Here is a 22,509-nt window from a genome sequence, read left to right as displayed (position 1 = left end):
AATGACCGAAACCAGGATGCATTTGCACTTGTTGCTCCGGCGCTTTAATTTGTCGGGCAATTTTTAGACGGAACCAGACGCGAAAGGACGTTTCATGAGCGTGCGCCCTCAGGCCAAGGACAAGCCGGCTGCGGCTTCTTTCCAGTGGGACGATCCGTTCCTGCTCGACGAGCAGCTGACCGAAGACGAGCGCATGGTGCGCGACACCGCCCGCGCCTATGCCCAGGACAAGCTGCTGCCCCGCGTCTCCAAGGCGTATCTGGAAGAGAAGACCGACCGCGAGATCTTCAATGAGATGGGCGAGCTCGGTCTGATCGGCATTACGCTGCCGGAGGAATATGGCTGCGCCAATGCGAGCTACGTCGCCTACGGGCTCGTCGCGCGCGAGATCGAACGGGTCGATTCCGGCTACCGCTCGATGAACTCGGTGCAGTCCTCGCTGGTGATGTATCCGATCTACGCCTATGGCGACGAGAACCAGCGCAAGAAGTACCTGCCGAAGCTCGCCAGCGGCGAGTGGGTCGGCTGCTTCGGCTTGACGGAGCCGGACGCCGGCTCCGATCCGGCCGGCATGAAGACCCGCGCCGAGAAGGTCTCGGATGGCTATCGCCTGACCGGCAGCAAGATGTGGATCTCGAATGCGCCGATCGCCGACGTGTTCGTGGTCTGGGCCAAGTCGGCGGCGCACGACAACCAGATCCGCGGCTTCGTGCTGGAAAAAGGCATGAAGGGCCTCTCCGCGCCGAAGATCGGCGGCAAGCTCTCGCTTCGCGCCTCCATCACCGGCGAGGTCGTGATGGACGGCGTCGTGGTTCCCGAAGATGCGCTCTTGCCCAACGTCTCCGGCCTCAAGGGCCCGTTCGGCTGCCTCAACCGCGCCCGCTATGGCATCTCCTGGGGCGCGCTCGGCGCGGCCGAGGACTGCATGCACCGCGCCCGCCAGTACACCCTCGACCGCAAGCAGTTTGGCAAGCCGCTCGCGGCCACCCAGCTGGTGCAGAAGAAGCTCGCCGACATGGAGACCGAGATCGCCCTCGGCCTTCAGGGCTCGCTTCGCGTCGGCCGCTTGATGGACGAAGGCAAGTTCGCCCCCGAGATGATCTCGATCATGAAGCGCAACAATTGCGGCAAGGCGCTCGACATCGCCCGCACCGCCCGCGACATGCACGGCGGCAACGGCATCTCGATCGAGTACCACGTGATGCGCCACGTCCATAACCTCGAGACGGTCAACACCTACGAGGGCACCCACGACGTCCACGCCCTGATCCTGGGCCGCGCCATCACGGGCATTCAGGCGTTTTTCTGATCTGGTCATCCGTCCGCGGCGCGCGAAGCGCGAACTCAGCTGCGCAATTGCGCACCTGAGAATCTCGGGCCGCACGATTCCTGTTCCATCGAGATTCCGGGTCTGGCCTGACGAGCCAGCCCGGAATGACGTCAAAGAACAAAGAAGAAGCCATGTCCGACAACGACGACGTCCCGTTCAACCGCAACTTTCCGCTTCAGCCTGGCGTCGTCGAGGAAGTCCGCCCCGGCGTGCGGCGCGTGCTCTGTCACAATCCGAGCCCCTTCACCTTCACCGGCACGGTCAGCTACATCGTCGGCACGGGCAACGTCGCGATCATCGATCCCGGCCCTGATGATGCGGTGCATGCGGCCGCGCTGCTCGATGCCGTGCGCGGCGAGACGGTGAGCCACATCTTCGTCACCCACACCCATCGCGACCATTCGCCGAACACGGCGCGGATCAAGCAGGCGACCGGCGCGCCGGTCTACGCCGAGGGTCCGCACCGCGCCTCGCGGCCGCGCTTCGAGAGCGAGAAGCACAACCCGGAATCCGGCGTCGATCGGGATTTCGCGCCCGATATCAGGATCGCCCATGGCGACGTCGTCGAGGGCGCAGGCTGGCGCCTCGAGGCGGTGGCGACGCCCGGCCACACGGCCAATCATCTCGCCTTCGCCTGGCCGGAGCGGAAGTTCAATTTCGTCGGCGACCACGTGATGGGCTGGTCGACCTCGATCGTGGCACCGCCCGACGGCTCGATGATCGACTACATCGACTCGCTCGATCGTCTCGCCGCGCGGGCGGAGGATCTCTACTTCTCCGGCCACGGCCCCGAGATCCCGGACGGCCCGCGCTTCGTGCGTTTCCTGATCCGCCATCGCAAGGCGCGCGAGGCCTCGATCCTGCACCGCCTCGCCAAGGGCGAGGCCGACATCCCGACCATGGTGCGCGCGATCTATATCGGCATCGATCCGAGACTGACGACCGCCGCCGGCTATTCCGTGCTGGCACATCTGGAAGACCTCGTCGCCCGCGGCGTGGTCGCGACGGACGGCGATCCCGTGATCACCGGGACGTACCGGATGGCGGGCTAAATTCTCGTCATTCCGGGGCGCGCGTCAGCGCGAACCCCGAACCCATCGGGCCGCAGTGTTGGTGGATGAATGGATTCTCTGATGCGCAATTGCGCATCATAGTTCGATGCTGCGCATCGCCCCGGAATGACGGCGGGTGTTATTTCTTCACCGTCTTCGCCGGAGCCTTCGGCGGCGCCACCGGGGTCTTCTTCACCGGCTTGAGCGCGTCGGCATCGGCGGCGGTGTTGAGATCCTCGATGAATTTCTTCACGCGTGCGGCATTGCTGCCGAGATCGCTGTCGAAATAGCGCGAGGCGGAGCGGATATCGACGCGGGAATCCTCGCCGTCGGGCACGACCCTGATGGAAACGTCCTCGCGCAAGCCCATGATCGGCGTGCGGGCCACCGCCTCGATGCGGCCGATGCGGCGCGGCGGCTGGGGCGCGCGCTCGTCGATGACGAGCCATTTTCGCTTGTTGACCAGCTGCAGCGCGATCGCATAGGCGCGATCGACCGGGATCTCGAGCTCGATCGGTTCGATATCGGGGTAGAAGTGGCGCTGCTGCTCGGCCGAATAGAGGCCGGCATAGACTGCCGTGTTGGCGCCGTCGCCGGTGCGCAGACGTGCCAATGCGTCGAAGCGTGGCGGATCGATCGGGTCGGTGGTGATGTCGTGGATCGCCGGCAGCTTGCGGTATTGCAGGGCGAGATAGGCCGGGTAGGCGAGGATCGCGCCGTCGATCAGGAACGCGAGCAGGATGCGCGCCATACCGCGCGAGCCGTTCTGCCAGATCGCAGCGAAGCCCGCGAGCCCGAACAGGATCGAGAGCCCGGCGATCGCAAGGCCCCCGAAGAAGGTTACGAGCGCCGGCTTCGGCTCCAGGAAACCGAAGCGGACGACAACGATCGACACCAGGACGGCCACCACCGCGAACACGGCGAGATTGCGCGCCCAGCTGGCGAGGCTGGACACGGGCTCCGTCTGGTAGGGAGCGGAAAACCTGCGGGCCATCGGGTGAAGCTCTGCCGGGGTCTTGGTGCCGGCCGATCTGGCCGCGACGATAAGCCGTTGAGACCACGGAGCCGCGGCAAATTCAAGGGTCGATCACCCTCCCCCTCCAGGCCGCTGGAGGGGGAGGGGGCGCCAAGCTCTACGCCGCCGCGTTCGGGAAGCGGTAATCCTTGAACTGGTCGCGCAGCGCCGTCTTCAGGATCTTGCCGGTGGCGGTGTGCGGGATGCCGTCGACGAAGGCGACGTCATCGGGCATCCACCATTTGGCGATCTTGCCGTCCATGTATTTCAGGATGTCCTCGCGCGTAGCCTGCTGCCCCTGCTTGAGCTGGACGATCAGGAGCGGCCGCTCGTCCCATTTGGGGTGGAACACGCCGATCACGGCGGCTTCCGCCACGGCCGGATGACCGACCGCGAGGTTCTCGAGGTCGATCGAGGAGATCCACTCGCCGCCGGATTTGATCACGTCCTTGGAGCGGTCGGTGATCCGCATATAGCCGTCCTCGTCGATGGTCGAGACGTCGCCGGTGTCGAAGAAGCCTTCCTCGTCGAGGATGTTGGCGTCGACGCGGTAATAGGCCTTGGCGACGGCCGGCCCGGAGACCTTGAGGCGGCCGAAAGTCTTGCCGTCCCAGGGCAGCTCCTTGCCGGCATCGTCGGTGATCTTCATTTGCACGGCGAAGGGCGCATAGCCCTGCATCTGCAGCACGTCGAGCTTGGCATCGCCGGTTGCGTTCTGGAACGGCGGCTTCAGCGCCGCGACGCTGCCGATCGGGCTCATCTCGGTCATGCCCCAGGCGTGGCGGACGTTCGAGCCCATGTCGAGAAAGGCCTTAATCATCGAGCGCGGCATCGCCGAGCCGCCGCAGATCACCATCTTCAGGTCCGGCAGCTTCAGATTGTTGGCGGTCATGTGCTGGAGCAGCATCAGCCACACCGTGGGCACGCCGGCGGTATGCGTCACCTTCTCGGTCGAGAGCAGCTCGTAGACCGAGGCGCCGTCGAGCTTGGCGCCGGGCATCACCAGCTTGGTGCCTTGCGAGGGCGCGGAGAACGCGATGCCCCAGCTGTTGGCGTGGAACAGCGGCACCACCGGCAGCATGGTCTCGCAGGCGCTGGTGCCGAGCGCGTCGACATTGTTGGCCATCAGCGCGTGCAGCACGTTGGAGCGATGCGAGTACAGCACGCCCTTCGGGTCGCCCGTGGTGCCCGAGGTGTAGCACATCGCGGCTGCCGTGTTCTCGTCAAAGTCCTTCCATTTGAATTTGCCGTCGGCCTGCGCAATCCAGTCCTCGTAGGCCACGGCATTCTTCAGCGTGGTCTGCGGCATATGCGCCTTGTCGGTGAGCACGATGTAGTGCTCCACGCTCGGCAGCTTGTCGGCGATCTTCTCCAGGATCGGAACGAAGGTGATGTCGGTCATCACGATGCGGTCCTCCGCATGGTTGATGATCCAGGCGATCTGCTCGGGGAAAAGGCGGGGATTGACGGTATGGCAGATGGCGCCGATCCCCATGATGCCGTACCACACCTCGAGATGGCGCCAGGTGTTCCAGGCGATCGTTGCGACCCGGTCGCCGAGCTTGATGCCGTCGCGTTCCAGCATCTGCGAGACCTTGAGCGCGCGCTTGTGGATCTCGGCATAGTTGGTGCGATGGATCGGTCCTTCGACCGATCGCGTGACCACCTCCTGCTTGCCATGAATTCTGGCGGCGTGTTCGATGATCCGGTGGCAGAGCAGGGGCCAGTCTTGCATCAAACCAAGCATTCCGACGTTCCTCCTAGAAGTCGCTGGGCGGGTTATCGCTCTCAGCGTTGGGCCAAAGACTTATCATGAATTTTAGCCTGCCGGACTTTCGCCGCAAATGGTCTTGTCGCGGCTATATGTCCGCCAGCGCGGCAATGGTTACCGCCGCGCTGGGGCTGACGCTTGTGCTGACCGAGCGGGCAGAGGCGCGAAAATATGCTGCGCCGCTCGATATCTTTGGCCTTGGTACACCACGGCCCCGTGCGAAGGTTCATTCCGCCAAGATCCCGCTGCCGAGACCACGCCCTGACGAGGCCCCGAAAGCGTCCGACGAGGCTCCGCCGGAGGAGGAAGGTAAGTCTTCAGCGGACAAGCCGGCTGACAGCAAGCCCGCGCAGGCTGCGCGGTCGCCCGAGAAGCAGGCCTCGGCCTGCCGCCTCGCGCTGACCGAGGATATCGCGATCGCGCCCTCCATCCCGGATATCCGCGGCCCCGGCGCCTGCGGCGGCGAGGATCTGGTGCGGCTCGAGGCCATCGTGCTGCCGGACAAGCGCAAGGTGACGGTGAAGCCGGCGGCAATCCTCCGCTGCACCATGGCCTCCGCGATCGCCGACTGGGTGCGCAAGGACCTGGTGCCGCTGGCCGCGAGCCTCGGGACGAGCATCACCGATCTCGACAATTTCGACAGCTTCGAGTGCCGGGGCCGCAACCGCATCGCTGGCGCGATGCTGTCCGAGCACGGCAAGGCCAACGCGCTCGACGTCCGTGCCATCAAGCTCGCCAACGGGCAGTTGATCGGCCTCACCGACCGCACCACGTCGCACGACGTGCGCGAGCGCGTGCTGCATTCGGTCTGCGCACGCTTCTCCACGGTGCTCGGTCCGGGCTCGGACTGGTACCACGAGGACCACATCCATCTCGATCTCGCGCAGCGGCGCAACGACTACCGGATCTGCCAGTGGAACGTCTGGGATCCCCTGCCGCAGGTCGCGCCGCTCTCGCCGGCGGAGCGCCCCGAGGAGGCGCCGCCGCGCGAGGTCGCGGCCAAGCCTGAGGCAAAGGAAGGGGCCGATGGCGAGGCGGCGGAGAAATCCTCCGCGCCTGAGGACAAGCCGACAACCGGGAAGAAGGCCCACCGGCCCAAGCCGGCAACAAAAAAGCGCCGGTAACACCGGCGCTTTTGGATGTCAGAGATCAGGAAGCGATCAGTAGCTGCCCGCTTGGCCGGTGCCGCTGCCCCCGAGCGCCAGCCGCGAATTGTAGGGCGAATCGCCATGCTTGGGCTCGAGTACCACCACGATGGTGCCGACCTTGACCCGGTTATAGAGGTCGATTGCGTCCTCGTTGGTCAGGCGGATGCAGCCCGACGAGATCGAGGCGCCGATATATTCCGGCTGGTTGGTGCCGTGGATGCGGAACAGCGTGTCCTTGCCGCCCGAGTAGAGATACATCGCGCGGGAGCCCATCGGATTGTCCGGACCCGGCGCGACATAGGTCGGCACGCCCAGGCGCGAAATCTCGCCCGGGGTGGGATGCCAGGCCGGCCACTCGGTCATGCTGCCAACCTTGGCGATGCCCGACCAGGCCATGGCTTCTTCACCGACGGTGATGCCGTAACGGATCGCCTTGCCGCCATCGAGCACGTAATAAAGGTAGTGATTGTCGGAATCGACCACGATCGAGCCCGGCGATTCCTTGCGGTGATACTCGACGATGGCACGGCGGAACGGCTCCGCGACGGGGGTGTTTTCATACCGAACCTTGGCAAGGAGTTCCTTGTCCTTCGGCTTGAATGCCTTGGTGTCGGTCGCCTCGAAATGCGTGGCCTGCATGCAGCCCGACAACATCAGGCCGGCGGCCAAAATTCCCAACTTAACTTTCAGCGACGACATGGTTTGGTTCCAATCAAAACAATACCGTGCGGAAGGCCTGAGCGTAGCGCCCAAGTTCCTCGACTCCATTAATCCCATTATCGTGGAAAGCTGCCACAATTCCAGCGCTGAAGGCCTTTTACCGCGCTGCAAGACCCAAGCTGTGGCTTTTCTGCCGCAAGTTTTGCGATGTGTGGAGTTTTTGGGGCGAGGACGGCCTGAACTGTCGAGTCTGTGCCACAGTTGAGCCACCTGGCCGCCACAAATGCAAACGCTCCGTTAAGGTCGCCGTTAATGTTGTTGTCATCGTGAACTTGCCAGAATCGCGCTAAGGGCTGTCATTCTGTCGCAGGATCTCTGGAGTTGTTCATGTTTTCGGTGTTTGTTCCCTCCGAGTCCTCCCTCAAGAAGGCGGTCATCGAGGATCTCACGGCGCTGCCGGAGAGCGCGGTCTGGATTGACCTCATCAACCCCTCAGCCGCCGAGGACAAGGCAGTGGAGCGGCTGGCGGGGATCGCCATCCCGACCCGGGAAGACATGCAGGAGATCGAGATCTCCAGCCGCCTCTATATCGAGAACGGCGCGCGCTACATGACGGCGACGCTGATGTGCCACTCCGATACCGACATGCCCCGGACCACGGCAGTTACCTTCATCCTCGGCGACCACCGCCTGGTGACGGTGCGCTACGACCTGCCGAAGCCGTTTGCGCTGGTCGAGGCCAAGCTCGCCCGCTCCTGCACGCCGTCCATCACCGGCGAGATGGTGCTGATGGAACTCCTGGATGCCGTGATCGACCGCTGCGCCGACATTCTGGAGCGCTGCGGCGCCGAGATCGACCAGGTCTCGCACGACATCTTCGAGCCCGAGAGCGAGCGCCACGGCCATGCCAAGCAATATTCCCAGATCCTGATCTCGATCGGCCGCAAAGGGGATTTGACCTCCAAGGTTCGCGAGAGCCTGGTCTCGATCGGCCGCGTCGTCACCTTCCTGTCGGCGGTGGTCGAGGGCGTGAAATGGTCCAAGGACATGCGCGAGCAGCTCAAGACCATGCAGCGCGACGTCGCCTCCCTGACCGACCACGCCTCCTATCTCTCCAACAAGATCACCTTCGTGCTCGACGCCATGCTTGGGGTCGTCAATCTCGAGCAGAACAACATCATCAAGCTGTTTTCGGTCATGGCCGTTGTCCTGATGCCGCCGACGCTGATCGCCTCGATCTACGGCATGAACTTCAAGGTCATGCCGGAACTCGAGTGGGTCCACGGCTACCCGATGGCGCTGGTGATGATGCTGATCGCGGCCATCGTCCCGTACTGGATATTCAAGTTCAAGAAGTGGCTCTGATCTCGCCCCGCTCTCGAAAATAGCTACCGAGACCTTACGCTGGTCGCAGAGACACGGCGCATCGTGTCGCAGAATAGAGCGGGTTTGCGGCGCCGCGGTGACGCGTGTTTGCTGCCCCAATTCCTCCCGTAAAATTTGAGCGGTGGGCTGAACGTTTGCGCGAAACTTGTCTGCGATAAGTAGTGCGTAGCCGCGAGGAATAGCCATGGTTGAAAAACACATAACGTCGCCCCGCAACGTCATCGATCTGGCGAACTATCGTCAGGTCCTGGCGAGCGGCAAGGCGTCGTCGATGTCGGCACGGCTGTGCCGGCACTGTGGTGCTCCGCTGCTCGATGGCGAGAACGACGACGACTGCTCGACCGCATTCAATGCCGGAGCTCCAGGTGCTGCAGCTCCAAGACTGCGCGATCGGTCGCGTCGGATTCGAGTCGATTGAGCAGCGGAAAGAAGGGCGGGCGATCCAGGTCTTGCGGCGGCGTTGTCTGGATCGCCTTGCTTCTCTCTACGAGCCGGGAGTGCTTGTTCTCGTCAGGCTAAAATCCGTTCTTCATATTCGGGATTCTTCCAAGCTTGTATCAATGTCAAATGGGCCATGTCGAAGGCCCTGGTCCTAGTTTTGCGACACGTTGCTGTAATCCGTAGCGCCGAGAAAGCCCGAGGCGGTTGAGAACAAGGTCAGGAAATTTGCGCCGTCCCGACCGAACCCGAACGAAGGGTGGAGCGATGAAGCAAAGCTCGGGCGAAATGCGCCGCGAGGATGCACAGGCACGTCTGCGATTCGAAACGCAAGAACGAAGAGCGGCGCTGCCGCCTCATACTCCGTCATTGCGAGCGCAGCGAAGCAATCCAGAATCCCACCGCGGAGAGACTCTGGATTGCTTCGCTGCGCTCGCAATGACGACTCGGAGAGAGCGAGCGCCCCGGGAGCAGCGCCCCAGGCGATGCGAAGCATCGGACTCAGACGTGCTGGCCGCCGTTGATGTGGATCTCGGCGCCGTTGACGTAAGAACTGGTGTCCGTGCAGAGCACGTAGACGATCTTGGCCACTTCGTCCGGCGTGCCGAGGCGGTGCATCGGGATCTGCTGATCGACGATCTTCTCGGTCCCCGGCGACAGGATCGAGGTATCGATCTCGCCCGGCGCAATCGCGTTGACGCGCACGCCGACGCGGCCGAAGTCGGAGGCCATCTCGCGCGTCAGCGCCGCGAGCGCGGCCTTCGAGGTGGCGTAGGCGGCGCCCGCGAAGGGGTGCACGCGCGAGCCCGCGATCGAGGTGACGTTCACGACGGAACCCTTGGCCGCCTTCAGCTCCTCGATCAGTCCGCGCGCCATCATGATCGGCGCGAAGAAGTTGACGTGGAAGACATGCGTCCAGGTCTCCAGATCGGTGTCGACCGAGCCGAGCCGGGAGCCGCCGGGGCCCTTCGGCGAGATCGCGGCGTTGTTGACGAGCGCATGCAGCGCGCCGCCTTCGAGCCGGTTGCGGATCTCGTTGATTGCGCGTGCGGTATCCTCGGGATCACCGAGATCGACCTGGATGTGGTCCTCAGGGCCAGCGTCCCACGGGCAATCCTCCGGAAAGGGATGCCGCGAACAGGTGATGACGCGCCAGCCCGCCGAGGAGAAGCGGATTACGGTGGCGTGGCCGATGCCGCGGCTCGCTCCGGTCAGGAGCAGCGTGCGACGCGGCAGGTTGGACGAATGCGGCATGGACATCTTTCAGGTCGGCCCAAAGCTCGGGACGAGGCTCGGGATAAGGCTCACGGATACATCCGCGTCTTGGACCATGGCTGGCCGGCGGCGTCACGACGAAATTCGATGCGGTCGTGCAGACGGAATGGACGGTCGTGCCAGAACTCGATGCGCATCGGCGTGATGCGCCAGCCGCTCCAGCCCGGCGGCCGCGGCACCTCGCCGATGACATATCTGGCCGCGACCTTGGCGATGGCCTGCTCGAAGGCGAAGCGGCTCTCCAGCGCTTCGGATTGCTTGCTCGCCCAGGCGCCGATCTGCGCCTGCTTCGGCCGCGTCGCGAAATAGGCGTCGGCTTCCGCGTCGGTCACCGGCGTCACGTTGCCGCGGATGCGGACCTGACGGCGCAGCGACTTCCAGTGAAAAAGTAACGCCGCCTTAGGATTTGCGGCGAGTTCGCGGCCCTTTTGGCTCGCGATGTGGCTGTAGAAGACATAACCCTCGGTGTCGAAGCCCTTCATCAGCACCATGCGCACATCGGGCAGCCCGTCGGGATCGACGGTTGCGAGCGCCATGGCATTCGGATCGTTCGGTTCGCTCTTGATTGCCTCGTTAAGCCAGGCCTCGAACAGCGCAAAGGGCTCGTCGGCGGCGGTGAAATCACCGGATGTTAAGGGTGTCTGGTGTTTCATCGAGGTCGTGTCGGTCATGTCTGGAGTCCGAGTTGCGTCCTGCGGCCCAAAACGCGTTGTTGTCCGCTACGGCCCTATATAGGACATGGGGACGCGTTGGCCTATCGGCGATCCGGCCGTCCGGCCTTGTCATGACGATCATTCTGATCGGGCTCGGTGCCGGCGGCTGCAGCTTCTCCCGGGGCGACAAGAGCGCCTATGGCAAGGCCGACGACAGCGACCTCACCGGCTCGATCATGCGGCCGGCGAAAGACACCGCGCCGACGGAGACCGATCTCGCCTTCGCCCGCAACGCCGCCTCGGACGTGCTGAGCAAGGGCGACAAGGATTCCAGCCAGCACTGGGAGAACCCGCAGACGGGGGCGCGGGGTTCGGTGACGCCGATCGCGCAGTCCTATGCCGCCGAGGACGGCCGCAAGTGCCGCGATTTCCTGGCGAGCTACGTCAACGGCAGCACGGAAAGCTGGCTCCAGGGCGCCGGCTGCCAAAGCAGTCGTGGCCGTTGGGAGATTCATACGCTAAAGCCGTGGCGGAGCTAGGATTCGGCGCACGCCCCTAGTTGCAAAAATGCCACTCTCTCCCCACATGAATCGCAGATGGGGCGGGGAGCCCTTTGAACAATTCGATTCCTTGAAGGAGACGTGACGGATGCGCGACCCCTATGAGGTCTTGGGGGTGCCGCGGAGCGCCAACGCTGCCGCGATCAAGAGCGCCTATCGCAAGCTCGCCAAGAAGCACCATCCCGACAGCAACAAGGGCGATCCCAAGGCCGCCCAGCGCTTCGCCGAGATCAACTCGGCCAACGAGATCCTCGGCGACGAGGACAAGCGCAAGCAGTTCGACCGCGGCGAGATCGACGCCGAGGGCAAGCCGCGCTTCCAGGGCTTTCCGGGCGGCGGCGGGCCGCGCGCTCGCGCGGGTCCCGGCGGGTTCGAGAGCTATACGTTCCGGAGCGGCGGTACGGCCGGCCCCGGCGGCGGCGCCTTCGAGGATATCCTCAACAGCATGTTCGGCGGCGGGATGCGCAGTGCGCGGCCCGGGGCCGGCGGCGGTGCCCAGTTCGAATTCGACACCGGCGGCATCGGGCTCGATCTCGACGTCAACGTCGCCATGTCCGTCTCGCTGGAAGAGGCGGTCAAGGGCGGCGAGAAGCGTGTCCGGCTGCCGACCGGCAAGGAGCTCAACGTCAAGATTCCGGCCGGCGTCACCGAGGGCCAGCAGATCCGGCTGCGGGGCCAGGGTGAGAGCGCTCAGGGCCACCCGCCCGGCGACCTCCTGATCACCATCAGCATCGCGCCGCACCCGTTCTTCAAAGTGGAGGGCTCGGACCTCAGGATCGACCTGCCGGTCACGCTCTACGAGGCGGTGCTCGGGGCCAAGGTCCGCGTGCCTACCCTCGGAAATGCCGTGGAGCTTTCGGTCCCCAAGAACACTTCGAGTGGCCGGACTTTCCGTCTCAAAGGTAAGGGCTTGCCGAAATCTGGCGGTACCGGGGATCTCTTCGTCACGATCAGGATTATGCTACCGGACGGGAACGACGCCGAGCTTGAAGCATTGATGGAGAAGTGGCGGGACCAGCACCCCTACAATCCACGTAGCGGGCTTGGCTAAAGCATGACCCGGACCCGGAGGGCCGCGTTAGCGCAAAGTGTGTAGCGGGAAAGATCATGCGCAAATGGGAAGCTAAAGCGCGAGCCATCGCGCTTTAGGGCGCGGTCGAAGTGAAGGGGTTTTTCCTCAAGGCCTGAAGCATCGCCCAAGAGATGATGCTCATCATATACCTGGGGCGCGCTAGAGCGGTTCACGGATTTATTGAATCGGAAGGGATTCCGGGTCTGGGACGAATATGATTCAAGATGCTGGCTGGGCTGGAGGCCAGCATCCGATGGTCCGACCAATTTCCAACGATTTGCGTAAGCGTGCGGTATCCGCTGTTGCCAAAGGTGAGAGCTGCCGATCTGTGGCGGAACGGTTTGGCGTTGCTGTCTCGTCAGTTGTGAAGTGGTCACAGCGTTATCGAACGACCGGCTCGGTAGCGCCTGGCAAGATGGGTGGTCACCGCAAGCCTGTGCTTGATCCGCACCGCGCCTTCATCGTCGAGCGGATCACTCAGACGCCGCACCTGACGCTGCATGGTCTGAAGGCGGAACTGGCAGCCCGTGGGGTCAAGGTCTCACACAATGCGGTCTGGCTGTTCCTGCGCCGGGAAGGGCTGCGGTTCAAAAAAAACACTGTTCGCCCTCGAACAGGCTCGCGCCGACGTCTCTCGTAGGCGCTTGCGTTGGCGAGCCTGGCAGGCCGGGCTCGATCCGGGCCGGCTCGTCTTCATCGATGAGACCTGGATCAAGACCAACATGGCCCCTTTGCGAGGCTGAGGACCCAAAGGGGCGCGCCTGCGCGGCTTCGCTCCGCACGGTCACTGGCGTACCCTCACATTCCTCGGCGCGCTCCGCCATGACCAACTCACGGCACCCTGCGTCTTCGATGGCCCGATCAACGGTGAATGCTTCCGTGGTTACGTAAAGCACATTCTCCTGCCAACCCTGCGTGAAGGCGACATCGTCATTCTCGACAATCTCGGAAGCCATAAGTCGAAAGCCGTCAGGCAAATGATCAAGGCTGCTGGCGCCAGACTCTGGTACCTGCCGCCATACTCGCCCGACCTCAACCCAATCGAACAGGCCTTCTCCAAGATCAAACACTGGATGCGGCAAGCTCAGAAGCGCTCAATCGAGGAGACTTGGCGCCATATCGGTCACCTCGTCCAAGACATCCAGCCTCGCGAATGCGCCAACTACTTCGCCAGCGCCGGTTATGCTTCAATCAAAATGTGAAACGCTCTAGCGCTTCATGGTCCCGACGTGTCGGCTGTCCGGCGGGGCAGCCGATAAAAAGGTGCGGCCTCGAGAGGGGGACCAGCGCGGTACCAAAAACCCCAATCGAGGCCGCCCGCGTCGATCGGCGGATCGAACGCCACTCATAATCGCGTGAACACCCGGTGCGATAATGAGACACGCCCGTGTCTTGATTCGAAATTTTCGATGACGGAATCGAGGCATCGCGATTCGGCGGTTGTTTAGGTGCCGTTTTTCTCTGCCTGGTCGTATACGGCTTGCGCCACCTTGGTCAGCCGGTCACGATCATTGCCGCCGCCACTGACGACGTAGCCGACACCGCGCTCGGCCCAAAACAGCGCGCCGTCCTTGTCCGTCCTGGCGTAGCGCATTTGCGTCGCACCATTCTCGGTCTTGGCCGAGTAGATCGTGTATCGCTCGCCCGAGGCGCTCTCATACATCAGGAACGATGCGGGTCCGTTCGGCCCCGGTAGCAGCCGGCCGCCGACGAGCTTCAGCCCGCTCGCCTCCAGGTTCGGCGCGAACACGGTCCAGCCGCAGCGCCTGGTCAGCCATGCCTGCAAATGGTCGCGCTCGTTGCCGCCGACTTCGACGGGGTGGCGGACCTCGACGACATAGAGGCGGTGAGCGTCGAGCGCGTCCGCCGTGAAGCTCTGGAAGGTCGAAGGCGCATTGGCGGCGCCATGCGCCACCCAACCCGCGGTGCCGCCGGCGACGAAGGCCACCAGCACGGCCGCGGCGGCGCCATAGAACCATTGCCGGGGACGGCGCTCCAGCCGATCGAGCTCGAGCCGTGCCGGCACGGGCTCCTGGGCCACGGAATCGTAGCGGGCGTGCAGCATCTCGGTCATGGTCCGCCAGGACTGCACCCGCGCGGCATCGTCGGGGTGGGCGGCAAGCCAGGCCTCGACGTCGGCGCTCCGCTCGGCCGGCAGCTCGCCGTCGACATAGGCGTGGAGCTCGTCCTCGGTGATGGGAATGTTGCGGTCGTTCATATCGGTCGTCTCTGGCTCTGCGGCCCAAAATATCCTTCGTGGCCCAACGTCGCGTCGCGATGCATCAACCCTGCCATCATTTCACCCGCCTGAGCGCCGGGCGTTCGCCCTCCAGCGAGGCTTTCACGTGGGCTCTCGCCCGTGCCAGGCGCGACATGACGGTACCGATCGGTACGCCCTGGATATCGGCGACCTCGCGGTAGCTCATGCCTTCCAGCATCACCAGCAGCAGCACCGAGCGTTGCTCCTCGACCAGCGTTGCCAGCGCCTTCTCGATGTCGCGTCCCTCCGCTTCCGTCCCGCTGGCGTCCGGATTGTTCTCCGTCAGCTGCATGAATTGCGGGCGCCTTGCCAGCGACCGCCGCCGGTTCTTGTTGAGGTTGGTCAGGATCGTATACAGCCAGCTCCTGACGTCCCCTCCGAGAAACAGGCGCTCCGAACGGAGCGCACGCACCAACGTGTCCTGTACCAGATCGTCGGCCGCATCCGCATCGCGTGTCAGCGCGCGGGCGTAGCGGCGCAACGCCGGGATCATGGCTTCCACACTCTGGCGAAACGCACTCATGCCGTCTTTGCTGTCCTGCCGTTCGGCGCGAGCGCCTCTAGCGATCATAACACCCGAATGGAACGGCTATTCCGGCGCTCGAAACAGCGTTAACGCCGCGTATTAGGGCTGTACCGCAGGGGAGGGCTGGTGTACCTCCAGACCTCAACGCGAGCTCGACGGGACGTTCAAAAATGGCGCAGAAGTCAGGTCTGATGCAAGGCAAGCGCGGGGTGATCCTCGGCGTTGCCAACAACCGCTCGATCGCCTGGGGCATTGCCAAGGCATGCCACGCCGCCGGCGCCGAGCTCGCCTTCACCTATCAGGGCGACGCGCTGAAGAAGCGCGTCGAGCCGCTTGCCGCCGAGATCGGCGGCCTCGTGCTCGGCCATTGCGACGTCACTGACGCTGCGACCATCGACGCCGCGTTCGCGGTGCTGAAGGAGAAGTGGGGCAAGATCGACTTCCTGGTGCACGCGATCGCCTATGGCGAGCAGCTCGATGGCCGCTACGTCGACACCACTCAGGAGAACTTCACCAAGTCGATGCTGATCTCCTGCTACTCGTTCACGGCCGTGGCGCAGCGCGCCGAGAAGCTGATGACGGATGGCGGCTCGTTGATCACGCTCTCTTATTACGGCGCCGAGAAGTGGATGCCTCATTACAATGTGATGGGCGTGGCGAAAGCGGCGCTGGAAGCCAGCGTGCGCTATCTCGCCGCCGACCTCGGCGAGAAGAACATCCGCGTCAACGCGATCTCGGCGGGGCCGATCAAGACGCTCGCGGCGTCCGGCATCGGCGACTTCCGCTATATCCTGAAGTGGAACGAGTACAATGCGCCGATGCGGCGCAACGTCTCCACCGAGGACGTCGGCGGCAGCGCGCTGTATTTCCTCTCCGACCTCTCGCGCGGCGTCACCGGCGAGGTGCACCACGTCGATTCCGGCTACCACGTGCTCGGCATGAAGCGGCCGGACGCGCCGGACATTTCGCTGGGGGGCAAGGACTAGTTCTGACCTGCAATGCCCGGGCCCACGATCTATTACCTTCGCCACGGCGAGACCGAGTGGAATGCGCTCGGCAGGCTTCAGGGCACCAGGGACATTCCGCTGAATGCGCGCGGCCGCAGTCAGGCCGTGCAGGCAGGCCTCGTGCTGGCCGATCTGTTCAGGGGTGACAGCCGCGACAAGGCCGCGCTGCCCTACGTGTCGAGCCCGCTCGGCCGCGCCCGCCAGACCATGGAACTCGCGCGGGGCAAGCTCGGGCTGCCACCTGCCGACTATGCGCTCGACGACCGCCTGCGCGAGATCGGCTATGGCAAATGGGAAGGGCTGACGCTCGCCGAGAGCGAGGCCGCCGATCCCGACATCTATGCCAGGCGCCTCGCCGACAAATGGACGGTGGCGCCGGCGGGCGCGGAGACCTACGCGGACGTGCAGGTCCGCGTGCGCGCCTGGTACGACCAGCTCCGGACCGATACCGTCGCGGTCGCCCATGGCGGGACCTGCCGGGCCCTGATGGTGTCCCTGGGGCTGGAGACCCCCGCCAGCGCCGCCGAGCTCTATATCGAGCAGGGCACCGTCTACGTGTTCCGCGACGGGCGGCTGGAGAAGTTCAGTTAAGCCGTTCAGGCGCCCCGGAATGACCGAGTGTGTTTGACCCCGGTGGTCCCCCGCGTTACCACCAAAAGTCAGAACTGACTTGCGAGCTAGAGACGGATGTCCTTCAACACCTTCGGCCACATGTTCCGCGTCACCACCTTCGGCGAAAGCCATGGGGTGGCGATCGGCTGCGTGGTCGACGGCTGCCCGCCGATGATCCCGCTCACCGAAGCCGACATCCAGAGAGATCTCGACCGCCGCCGGCCCGGCCAGTCGCGCTTCACGACCCAGCGCCAGGAGCCGGACCAGGTGAAGATCCTGTCCGGGGTGATGGCGCATCCGGAGACCGGCGTGCAGGTGACGACGGGCACGCCGATCGGCCTTCTGATCGAGAACACCGACCAGCGCTCGAAGGACTATTCCGAGATCAAGGACAAGTTTCGCCCGGGCCACGCCGACTTCACCTATGAAGCCAAATACGGCCTGCGGGACTATCGCGGCGGCGGCCGCTCCTCGGCGCGCGAGACCGCGATGCGCGTTGCTGCCGGTGCGATCGCGCGAAAGGTGCTGCCCGACGTGAAGGTGCGCGGCGCGCTTGTGCAGATCGGTCCGCACAAGATCGACCGCGAGAAGTGGGACTGGGACGAGATTGCGAAAAATCCGTTCTTCTGCCCGGACAAGGACAAGGCCGCGTTCTTCGAGACCTATCTCGACGGCATCCGCAAGAGCGGCTCCTCGATCGGCGCGGTGCTCGAGATCGTCGCCGAGGGCGTACCGGCAGGTCTTGGCGCACCGATCTACGCCAAGCTCGATTCCGATCTGGCGGGCGCGATGATGACGATCAACGCGGTGAAGGGCGTCGAGATCGGCGCCGGCTTCGGCGCCGCCGAGCTTACCGGCGAGGAGAACGCCGACGAGATGCGCACCGGCAATGACGGCACGCGCTTCCTCTCCAATCATGCTGGCGGCATTCTGGGCGGCATCTCTACGGGGCAGCCGATCGTGGTGCGCTTTGCGGTGAAGCCGACCTCGTCGATCCTGCAGCCGCGCCTCACCATCGACCGCAAGGGGGCGGACACCGAGATCTTCACCAAGGGCCGCCACGATCCCTGCGTCGGCATTCGTGCCGTTCCGGTCGGCGAAGCCATGATGGCCTGCGTTCTGGCGGATCACTTCATCCGGGATCGCGGCCAGGTCGGGCGTTGAGTTCTTCATCTCCCCGCCGGGGAGAGGTGAAGACACTGCGGTGACACTTTAATGTCGCGGTACTCTCCCACCGCGCAGCTTGACGTCCGCACAACTTCGTCCGCAAATGCGCGCATGGAAACCTCCGAGCTCCAGCGCATCACCAACTGGCTGATCGACGGCGCGAGGTCGTCCGGAACCCCGGCCGAGATGATCGCCGACGTCTGCGAGCATCTGGTCGAGGCCGGCCTGCCGCTGTGGCGGTTCGGCATCTTCATCCGCACGCTGCATCCGGAGATCTTCGGCCGCAACTTCATCTGGCGGCAGGGCGAGGAGGTCGAGATCGGCACCGTCGATTTCGAGATCCTGGAGACGCCCGAATTCGCCAAGAGCCCGCTTCGGATCGTGTTCGAGCGGGGGCTGGAGGTCCGGGGGCGCATCGGCGATCGCGACAACCAGCGGTTTCCGTTCCTCGACGACATGCGGGCCGAAGGGGCGACCGACTATATCGCGGTGCCGATGCCGTTTCTCGACGGCTCTGTCCATGCGACCAGCTGGGTGACGCGGCATCCCGGCGGCTTCAGCGACGACAACATCGCGGCAATCCGCTCCATCGTGACGCCGCTCGCGCGCGTCGCCGAGATCATCAGCCTGCGCCGCACCGCCGAGATGCTGCTCGACACCTATGTCGGCAACCGCGCCGGCGCGCGCATCCTCGGCGGCCAGATCCGCCGCGGCCACACCGACACCATGCAGGCCGCGATCTGGCTCTCGGACCTTCGCGGCTTCACCGCGCTGTCCGACCGGCTGCCGGCCGAGACCGTGGTCGAGATCCTCAACCAGTATTTCGACTGCCAGGTCACCGCGATCCGCGGTCACGGCGGCGAAGTGCTGAAATTCATGGGCGACGGCCTGCTCGCGGTGTTCCCGATCGACGAATATGTCGGCGATGCGGCCCATGTCTGTTCGCGCGTGCTCGAGGCCGCGCGCGAATCCCGCGCCAGCGTGGAGGCGCTCGCCTATCCGGTCGGCGACATCATCGAGCGCTTCCGCTTCGGCGTCGCGCTGCATGTCGGCAACATCCTCTACGGCAATATCGGCGGCGGCAACCGCCTCGACTTCACCTGCATCGGCCCCGCCGTCAATCTCGCCGCAAGGCTGGAGAAGATCGCAGGGAGGCTCGGCCGCACCGTCGTGGTCTCGGAAGTCTTTGCCCATGCCTGCCGCCACGACTGGCGCGCGCTCGGCGAATTTCCGATCGCGGGCTTTTCGAAGGCGCAGCGCGTTTACGGGCTCGGCGAGGAGACGCCGGTTGTGATGGCGTGAGGGCGTCGTTCCAGGAGCGATGTCTGCTCCCTGAGGACGTCGAGCAGACCGGCCGGTCCCGACACATTGCCGCAACAATGGAAAAGGTATAGTATTCGTCATTGCTCAGCCGGCCCGATCGTCCGGCCTTTCGTTCGGTCCCTGCATTTGCGTCGCGAAAAGGGGAGCATAATCATGCCGATTACGACGCTGAAGGTTTTTGCAAGCCTCATCCAATTGCATGGGCCTGGCGCTACCATTCAGAGCGACCATCAGGGTATCGACGCGTTGCTGAACGATCTGCGAGGACAGCGTGCGGAGCAGGGCGTCGTCTCCGACGACCCGGTGGCGACCCAGGCTGCTTTCAGGCGAGGCGCTTTTGCCAAGGGCGCCAACGCAGGCGCCTTCCGCAGGGGGGCGGTCGCTCCGGGTGTCGGCGCGTTCCGCCGAGGTGGATTCGTTCGAGGGTACTAGACGACAATTCTTCCAGCTCGTCGCGGTGTCGGCATGTCGGCTGACGATTCAGATTGTGTCGCTTTCCAGGATCAGCCGATCACGCAGTTGCTGGTCAAGGTCGCAACGAGATGTAACATCGACTGCTCCTATTGTTACTGGTTTCGCGACGCGTCCGTTTACACCAAGCCGAAGCTGATGAGCCCTGACGTGCAGCGTCGTCTGCTGCAGCGCATCGAGGAGCACGTTGTCAGATTCTCGCTCGCCGAGTTTCCCGTCATCCTGCACGGCGGTGAGCCGTTGCTGTGGGGCGTCGAGAATTTCCACGGCTTTGCCGAATCCTGCGAGGCCATTTCATCGCGGACCGGATGCAGCATACCGATCGCGGTCACGACCAATGGTGTGTTGATCGACGATGAATGGCTGGCCTGCTTCGAGGCCCGCAACATTTCGGTTGCGATCAGCGTGGACGGACCGGCACATATTCACGACCTTCATCGCAGGACGTTTCAGGGGACGGGCACCCATGCCGCCGTGGAACGTGCCGTTCGCATGCTGGTGTCGCGCAACATTGGCGTCATTGCCCTGGCCGTCTGCAATCCCGCTTACCCGCCGCAGCAATACGCCGATTTTTTCGCCGCCTGTGGAATCTCCAACTACGACATCATGATTCCCGACGCGACGGTGGATGAGAGTCCGCCATCCATCGCCGCTTTCTACAAGGGGCTGTTCGAGCTGTGGCTGGAGGCAAATCGCGCGACGCCGACGACCGATATCCGCATCATCTCGGACATGATCACCGCCCTGCTTGGCAACAATTCACCGACGGAGGGCGTGGGCCACAAGCCTGTCGAGCTTTGCACCGTGATGACCGACGGCACCGTGGAGGCCCACGATGTGCTGCGGATCGCAGGCGACGGATTCACCAACACCGGGTTCAACATCTTCGATCACGCGATCGATGAGGTCAGGAATGAGCCGCGCTGGAAAGCCGCGCGCCATGCCTCAATCAATCTTTGTGCGAAGTGTCGCCAATGCAAGTTCATGGACGCCTGCGGGGGAGGCTATCTTCCGCATCGCTTCTCCAAGAAAAACGGCTACGACAATCCGTCCGTCTATTGCGACGATCTCTATTCGATGTTTGAGAACATGCAATCCGTATTGGAGAGCCATCTCTATGTCAGCAAGCCGGACGGCGTGCGTATCAACGTGCGCGACACGCCGGCGGGCGCCTAGCGGGCGTTGCTGCGCTGTCCGGCCCGCATCGGTTTCACGGTGTTGCTGATGATCTATGGCAGTCGAAAGACGCCTGCGGCCTATTCTTCCGGCTCGGTCGTGAACAGCAGCGGATAGCCCTTGGCACGACCGGCGTCCGTGGCGCGCGTCGCCTTGGTTTCGGCGACGTCCTTGGTGAACACGGCGACCACGCAGGCCCCGAGCTTGTGCGCGGTGATCATCACCTTGTAGGCCTGATCCTCCGTCATGCGGAATTCGGCCTTCAGCACCATGGTGACGAATTCGCGCGGCGTGTAGTCGTCGTTGATCAGGATGACCTTGTGCAGCTTCGGTCGCTCGACCCTGGTCTTGGTCCTGGTTTTCGGCTTGATGACGGTGTCGTTCATTCCGCCTCCTGGACACGGCGGGCTCGGGTTTTGCGCCGGAGCGGTCAGCCCGCGGCCTTCGCACCATATTGCAGGACCTGCACCTTCTCCAAGGTGATCAGCCCGCTCGACATCATGCCGTCCAGGATGGGCAGGAATGCATTGATGTTGTCCTCGCTGTCGACGATCTCGATCAGCAACGGCAGGTCTTCCGAGAGACGCAGGATTTTCGCGGTGTGCAGCCGGCTCGACTTGCCGAATCCCATGGGACCGCGCAGCACGGTGGCGCCGGCGAGGTGCAGCTCGCGCGCCCTCATCACGATCGCTTCATAAAGCGGTTTGCCGTCATAATGGTCGCTCTCGCCGATGAAGATGCGGAGCGAAACTGCCTGGTTGGGGATTTGCATGGTCAGCTCCTGGTCAAGCGGTTGTAGCGGCTCGCCAGCATATGCCCGGCCCACACCGACACCAGCCAGCAGACGACGGAGGCCACGACATAGGCGAGCGCAGTGTATTTCATGCCGCCATGGAACAGGCGGAAGGTCTCCAGGCTGAAGGCCGAGAAGGTGGTGTAGCCGCCGCAGAACCCGGTCATGACGAATTGCCGGTGCTCGGGCCGCGCCAGCACGCGGCCGTCCGGGCCGGTCAGCGTTGCGTAAAAGCCGATGATCAGCGAGCCGGTGGCGTTGATGAACAGCGTCGCGGTGGGAAAGCCGGGCCCGGTGTCGAGCGCAAGCCCGACCAGATAGCGCGTCAGCCCGCCGACGATGCTGCCCGCGGACACCCAGGCATAGAGAACCGCACTGCGCCAGCGCTCGGTGGGAGGGGAGCCCATCAGCCTCTAGCCTCCCAAACGATCCGCAAGCAGGAAGCCGCAAGTCACGGCCGTGAGGCACAGCCCGACCGAGGCCACGATATTGCCGAGCGCGTGGATCGGCTCGCCGTTACGGGCGAGCGTCAGCGTTTGCAGGCTGAACGAGGACACCGTGGTGTAGCAGCCGAGGAACCCGGTCACCGCGAACAGCCAGGGATTGGGCGCGGCGAAGACCGAGCCCGGATGCGTCGCCAGCGCGCCAAAGATACCGATCAGGAAGGCGCCGGTGATGTTGATGGTCATGGTGCCCCACGGAAACGTCTCGCCGAGCCGCCGCGCGATCGCGCCGGAGACGAAGTAGCGCGCGCAGCCGCCCAGCACGCTGCCGATCATGATCGCAAGCACTCCGCTCAGCACGATGAACCGCC

General features: G+C 64.1%; 24 protein-coding genes and 1 pseudogene. 14 read left to right on the top strand and 11 right to left on the bottom strand.

Translation table 11 applies throughout. The features are described 5' to 3' along the window. Positions 1–94 precede the first annotated feature (94 nt). Positions 95–1,309, top strand: coding sequence for an acyl-CoA dehydrogenase (locus ACRQ5Q_RS31900; RefSeq protein WP_036004014.1), 1,215 nt, complete (start codon positions 95–97; stop codon positions 1,307–1,309). Between the two features lie 152 nt (positions 1,310–1,461). Next, entirely contained in the window at positions 1,462–2,382 is a 921-nt protein-coding gene (locus tag ACRQ5Q_RS31895; protein ID WP_439373904.1) for an MBL fold metallo-hydrolase, read from the top strand. 139 nt (positions 2,383–2,521) lie between these two features. Here the strand turns inward: ACRQ5Q_RS31895 and ACRQ5Q_RS31890 are convergent, their stop codons facing one another. Both ACRQ5Q_RS31890 and ACRQ5Q_RS31885 read right to left on the bottom strand, forming a co-directional pair. Beyond that, a complete protein-coding gene (locus tag ACRQ5Q_RS31890) occupies positions 2,522–3,376 on the bottom strand; it encodes a DUF1499 domain-containing protein (protein WP_439393905.1) in 855 nt (284 codons plus the stop codon). 139 nt (positions 3,377–3,515) lie between these two features. Next, entirely contained in the window at positions 3,516–5,144 is a 1,629-nt protein-coding gene (locus tag ACRQ5Q_RS31885) for a fatty-acid--CoA ligase (RefSeq protein WP_439373906.1), read from the bottom strand. Between the two features lie 65 nt (positions 5,145–5,209). Between ACRQ5Q_RS31885 and ACRQ5Q_RS31880 the strand changes: the two genes are divergently transcribed. Beyond that, positions 5,210–6,292, top strand: coding sequence for an extensin family protein (locus tag ACRQ5Q_RS31880; protein WP_439393903.1), 1,083 nt, complete (start codon positions 5,210–5,212; stop codon positions 6,290–6,292). A 36-nt stretch (positions 6,293–6,328) separates the two neighbouring features. Here the strand turns inward: ACRQ5Q_RS31880 and ACRQ5Q_RS31875 are convergent, their stop codons facing one another. Continuing rightward, positions 6,329–7,015 (bottom strand): L,D-transpeptidase, encoded by a 687-nt coding sequence (locus ACRQ5Q_RS31875; RefSeq protein WP_130370235.1) that lies wholly within the window; start codon positions 7,013–7,015, stop codon positions 6,329–6,331. 348 nt (positions 7,016–7,363) lie between these two features. Here ACRQ5Q_RS31875 and ACRQ5Q_RS31870 point away from each other — a divergent pair, with 348 nt between their 5' ends. Then, positions 7,364–8,341 (top strand): magnesium transporter CorA family protein, encoded by a 978-nt coding sequence (locus ACRQ5Q_RS31870; RefSeq protein ID WP_439373908.1) that lies wholly within the window; start codon positions 7,364–7,366, stop codon positions 8,339–8,341. A 205-nt stretch (positions 8,342–8,546) separates the two neighbouring features. After that, positions 8,547–8,780: a hypothetical protein gene (locus ACRQ5Q_RS31865; RefSeq protein ID WP_439373909.1), complete on the top strand. Its 234-nt coding sequence runs from the start codon at positions 8,547–8,549 to the stop codon at positions 8,778–8,780. Between the two features lie 521 nt (positions 8,781–9,301). On the opposite strand, the gene ACRQ5Q_RS31860 is transcribed toward ACRQ5Q_RS31865, so the two are convergent. Both ACRQ5Q_RS31860 and pdxH read right to left on the bottom strand, forming a co-directional pair. Next, a complete protein-coding gene (locus ACRQ5Q_RS31860) occupies positions 9,302–10,054 on the bottom strand; it encodes an SDR family NAD(P)-dependent oxidoreductase (RefSeq protein ID WP_439373910.1) in 753 nt (250 codons plus the stop codon). Between the two features lie 50 nt (positions 10,055–10,104). Then, a complete protein-coding gene (pdxH, locus tag ACRQ5Q_RS31855) occupies positions 10,105–10,746 on the bottom strand; it encodes a pyridoxamine 5'-phosphate oxidase (RefSeq protein WP_439373911.1) in 642 nt (213 codons plus the stop codon). Positions 10,747–10,859: 113 nt separating this feature from the next. On the opposite strand from pdxH, the gene ACRQ5Q_RS31850 reads away from it, so the two are divergent. From ACRQ5Q_RS31850 to ACRQ5Q_RS31840, 3 genes and pseudogenes are all read left to right on the top strand, one after another. After that, positions 10,860–11,267: an RT0821/Lpp0805 family surface protein gene (locus ACRQ5Q_RS31850; protein ID WP_439373912.1), complete on the top strand. Its 408-nt coding sequence runs from the start codon at positions 10,860–10,862 to the stop codon at positions 11,265–11,267. A 109-nt stretch (positions 11,268–11,376) separates the two neighbouring features. Then, entirely contained in the window at positions 11,377–12,339 is a 963-nt protein-coding gene (locus tag ACRQ5Q_RS31845) for a DnaJ C-terminal domain-containing protein (RefSeq protein ID WP_439393902.1), read from the top strand. 274 nt (positions 12,340–12,613) lie between these two features. After that, a pseudogene (locus ACRQ5Q_RS31840) lies at positions 12,614–13,562 on the top strand (IS630 family transposase). Between the two features lie 242 nt (positions 13,563–13,804). Here ACRQ5Q_RS31840 and ACRQ5Q_RS31835 read toward each other — a convergent pair. Together ACRQ5Q_RS31835 and ACRQ5Q_RS31830 are read right to left on the bottom strand one after the other, a co-directional pair. After that, positions 13,805–14,578: an anti-sigma factor family protein gene (locus tag ACRQ5Q_RS31835; protein ID WP_439373914.1), complete on the bottom strand. Its 774-nt coding sequence runs from the start codon at positions 14,576–14,578 to the stop codon at positions 13,805–13,807. A gap of 76 nt (positions 14,579–14,654) precedes the next feature. Beyond that, positions 14,655–15,143, bottom strand: a complete 489-nt coding sequence (locus tag ACRQ5Q_RS31830; RefSeq protein ID WP_011085414.1) for a sigma-70 family RNA polymerase sigma factor — start codon at positions 15,141–15,143, stop codon at positions 14,655–14,657. A gap of 173 nt (positions 15,144–15,316) precedes the next feature. On the opposite strand from ACRQ5Q_RS31830, the gene fabI reads away from it, so the two are divergent. The 6 genes from fabI (at position 15,317) to ACRQ5Q_RS31800 (ending at position 20,902) form a co-directional block, all read left to right on the top strand. Further along, entirely contained in the window at positions 15,317–16,132 is an 816-nt protein-coding gene (gene fabI, locus ACRQ5Q_RS31825; RefSeq protein WP_439373915.1) for an enoyl-ACP reductase FabI, read from the top strand. Between the two features lie 12 nt (positions 16,133–16,144). Beyond that, positions 16,145–16,744, top strand: coding sequence for a histidine phosphatase family protein (locus ACRQ5Q_RS31820; RefSeq protein ID WP_439393900.1), 600 nt, complete (start codon positions 16,145–16,147; stop codon positions 16,742–16,744). Between the two features lie 96 nt (positions 16,745–16,840). After that, positions 16,841–17,929, top strand: a complete 1,089-nt coding sequence (aroC, locus tag ACRQ5Q_RS31815; RefSeq protein ID WP_439373917.1) for a chorismate synthase — start codon at positions 16,841–16,843, stop codon at positions 17,927–17,929. Positions 17,930–18,043: 114 nt separating this feature from the next. Beyond that, on the top strand, positions 18,044–19,234 hold the full coding sequence (locus tag ACRQ5Q_RS31810; protein ID WP_439393898.1) for an adenylate/guanylate cyclase domain-containing protein: 1,191 nt from the start codon (positions 18,044–18,046) through the stop codon (positions 19,232–19,234). A gap of 174 nt (positions 19,235–19,408) precedes the next feature. After that, positions 19,409–19,687, top strand: a complete 279-nt coding sequence (locus ACRQ5Q_RS31805; RefSeq protein WP_439393896.1) for a hypothetical protein — start codon at positions 19,409–19,411, stop codon at positions 19,685–19,687. A 33-nt stretch (positions 19,688–19,720) separates the two neighbouring features. Then, entirely contained in the window at positions 19,721–20,902 is a 1,182-nt protein-coding gene (locus ACRQ5Q_RS31800) for a radical SAM protein (protein ID WP_439373920.1), read from the top strand. Positions 20,903–20,982: 80 nt separating this feature from the next. Here ACRQ5Q_RS31800 and clpS read toward each other — a convergent pair whose 3' ends face one another. The 4 genes from clpS to crcB (ACRQ5Q_RS31780) are packed head-to-tail and all read right to left on the bottom strand — an operon-like array spanning position 20,983 to position 22,498. Then, the gene (clpS, locus tag ACRQ5Q_RS31795; RefSeq protein ID WP_439373921.1) at positions 20,983–21,288 is read right to left on the bottom strand and encodes an ATP-dependent Clp protease adapter ClpS; all 306 of its coding nucleotides are present in this window, start codon (positions 21,286–21,288) and stop codon (positions 20,983–20,985) included. Positions 21,289–21,332: 44 nt separating this feature from the next. After that, on the bottom strand, positions 21,333–21,674 hold the full coding sequence (locus tag ACRQ5Q_RS31790) for a DUF190 domain-containing protein (RefSeq protein ID WP_439373922.1): 342 nt from the start codon (positions 21,672–21,674) through the stop codon (positions 21,333–21,335). 2 nt (positions 21,675–21,676) lie between these two features. Continuing rightward, on the bottom strand, positions 21,677–22,102 hold the full coding sequence (crcB, locus tag ACRQ5Q_RS31785; protein ID WP_439373923.1) for a fluoride efflux transporter CrcB: 426 nt from the start codon (positions 22,100–22,102) through the stop codon (positions 21,677–21,679). A 6-nt stretch (positions 22,103–22,108) separates the two neighbouring features. Continuing rightward, on the bottom strand, positions 22,109–22,498 hold the full coding sequence (gene crcB, locus ACRQ5Q_RS31780) for a fluoride efflux transporter CrcB (protein WP_439373924.1): 390 nt from the start codon (positions 22,496–22,498) through the stop codon (positions 22,109–22,111). Positions 22,499–22,509: the final 11 nt, after the last annotated feature.

The sequence above is a fragment of the Bradyrhizobium sp. PMVTL-01 genome (assembly GCF_051861855.1).
Lineage (GTDB): Bacteria > Pseudomonadota > Alphaproteobacteria > Rhizobiales > Xanthobacteraceae > Bradyrhizobium.
This window is presented reverse-complemented; position numbering and strand designations above follow the sequence as displayed.